General features: G+C 58.4%; 1 protein-coding gene. It reads right to left on the bottom strand.

Annotation, left to right across the window (positions count from 1 at the left end):
* Window positions 1–2,563: beta strand repeat-containing protein (locus tag ABD971_RS00010; protein WP_345318229.1), on the bottom strand; the 2,563-nt coding region annotated here is incomplete at both ends.

Here is a 2,563-nt window from a genome sequence, read left to right as displayed (position 1 = left end):
CGGGATTAACTACGGCCGTACCGTTAGCCGCTCCCGTGTTCAGGGCGTATCCGGCCGCACCAGCGTAGGTGTCGTTGGTCGACACATCACCGCTGACCGCCGTGTCTTCGTCAGTCGTGGCGGTGTCGTCACTGGTATCGTCCACTGGGTTGACCGTGATCGTGACCGTTTGCGTTTCGATGTCCCCATTCACGTCGGTGGCGTTGTAAGTAAAAGAATCGCTGCCGTTGAAGTCTGGGTCGGGCGTATAGGTGAAAGTGCCGTTACCGTCATCGCTGACAGTCCCATGGCTGGCATCGTTGTTGACGACGTAGCTGACCGCACCGCTGTAAGTGTCGTTGGTCGAGACATTACCGCTGACCGCCGTGTCCTCATTGGTCGTGGCCGTGTCGTCATTGGCATCGTCCACTGGGTTGACCGTCACGGTGACCGTTTGCGTTTCGATGTCACCATTCACATCGGTGGCATCGTAGGTGAATGAATCTGTACCGTTGAAGTCCGCATCAGGTGTATAAGTGAAAGTACCGTCGGGGTTGACGGTCGCGTTACCGTAACTCGGACCAGTGTTCAACGCGTAGCCCACCGCACCAGCGTAGGTGTCGTTGGTCGACACATCACCGCTGATCGTCATGTCCTCATCGGTCGTGGCCGTGTCATCGTTGGCATCGTCCACTGCATTGACCGTGATCGACACCGTCTGCGTTTCAATGTCGCCATTCACGTCAGTGGCGTCGTAGGTGAACGAGTCCGTGCCGTTGAAGTCGGCATCAGGCGTGTAAGTGAAGGTCCCGTCGGCATTAACGGTCGCGCTACCGTTGGCCGCGCCCGTGTTCAAGGCGTAGCCCACCGCACCGGCATAGGTATCGTTGGCCGAAACATCACCGCTGACTGGAGTGTCCTCATTGGTCGTGGCCGTGTCATCGTTGGCATCGTCCACTGGGTTGACCGTCACGGTGACCGTTTGTGTTTCAACCTCGCCATTCACGTCGGTCGCGTCGTAAGTGAAGCTGTCGCTGCCATTGAAATCGGCATCAGGCGTGTAAGTGAACGTGCCATCGGGGTTAACGGTCGCGTTACCGTTGGCTGGTCCCGAGTTCAGGGCATAGTTAACGGCGCCAGCGTAGGTGTCGTTGGTCGACACATCACCAATGACGGCCGTGTCTTCATTGGTCGTGGCCGTGTCATCGTTGGCATCATCGACCGCATTGACCGTAACCGTCACCGTCTGCGTTTCGATGTCGCCGTTCACATCGGTGGCATCGTAAGTAAAGCTGTCGCTGCCGTTGAAGTCTGGGTCGGGCGTGTAAGTGAAGGTCCCGTCGGCATTAACGGTCGCGTTACCGTTGGCCGGCCCCGTGTTCAAGGCATAACCGACCGCACCAGCGTAGGTGTCGTTGGTTGAGACGTCTCCGCTGACCGCCGTGTCCTCATTGGTCGTGGCCGTGTCATCGTTGGCATCGTCCACTGGGTTGACCGTAACCGTCACCGTCTGCGTTTCGATATCGCCGTTCACATCGGTGGCATCGTAAGTAAAGCTGTCGCTGCCATTGAAGTCGGGATCAGGCGTGTAGCTGAAGGTGCCGTCGGGGTTTACGGTAGCGTTACCGTTGGCCGCTCCCGTGTTCAGGGCGTAGCCCACCGCACCAGCGTAGGTATCGTTGGTCGACACATCGCCGCTGACTGCCGTGTCTTCATTGGTGGTGGCCGTGTCATCGCTAGCATCATCGACCGCATTGACCGTAACCGTTACCGCCTGCGTTTCGATGTCACCATTCACATCGGTAGCGTCATAAGTAAAGCTGTCGCTGCCATTGAAGTCGGGATCAGGTGTGTAAGTGAAGGTGCCATCGGGGTTAACGGTCGCGTTTCCGTTGGATGGCCCCGTGTTCAAGGCATAGCCCACCGCACCGGCATAGGTGTCGTTGGTCGAGACATCGCCATTGACTGCCGTGTCCTCGTCGGTCACAGTCGTGTCGTCATTGGCGTCATCGATCGGATTGACCGTGACGGTGACCGTCTGCGTTTCGACATCCCCGTTCACATCGGTGGCGTTGTAGGTGAATGAATCCGTGCCGTTGAAATCGGCAGCGGGCGTGTAAGTGAAGGTCCCGTCGGGATTAACGGTAGCGCCACCGTTGGCCGGCCCCGTATTCAGGGCATAGGTGACGGCCCCGGCGTAGGAATCGTTGAGCGAGACATCACCGCTGATCGCCGTGTCTTCGTTCGTGGTGGCGGTATCGTCACTGGCATCGTCGACCGGGTTGACCGTGACGGTGACCGTTTGGGTCTCCACGTCTCCGTTGACGTCGGTGGCGTCGTAGCTAAACGAGTCCGTGCCGTTAAAATCGGCATCAGGTGTGTAGCTGAACGTGCCGTCGGGATTAACGGTAGCGTTACCGTTAGCCGGTCCCGTGTTTAGGGCGTAGCTGACCGTACCAGCGTAGGTGTCGTTGAGCGAGACATCGCCGCTGACGGCGGTGTCTTCATCGGTCGTGGCGGTATCGTCGTTGGCATCGTCGACCGGGTTGACGGTCACGGTTAATGTCTGGGTCTCAATATCCCC

The organism is Novipirellula rosea (assembly GCF_039541335.1).
Classification (GTDB): Bacteria; Planctomycetota; Planctomycetia; order Pirellulales; family Pirellulaceae; genus Novipirellula; species Novipirellula rosea.
Note: the sequence above shows the minus strand (reverse complement) of the source record. Positions and strands in the feature narration are given on the sequence as shown.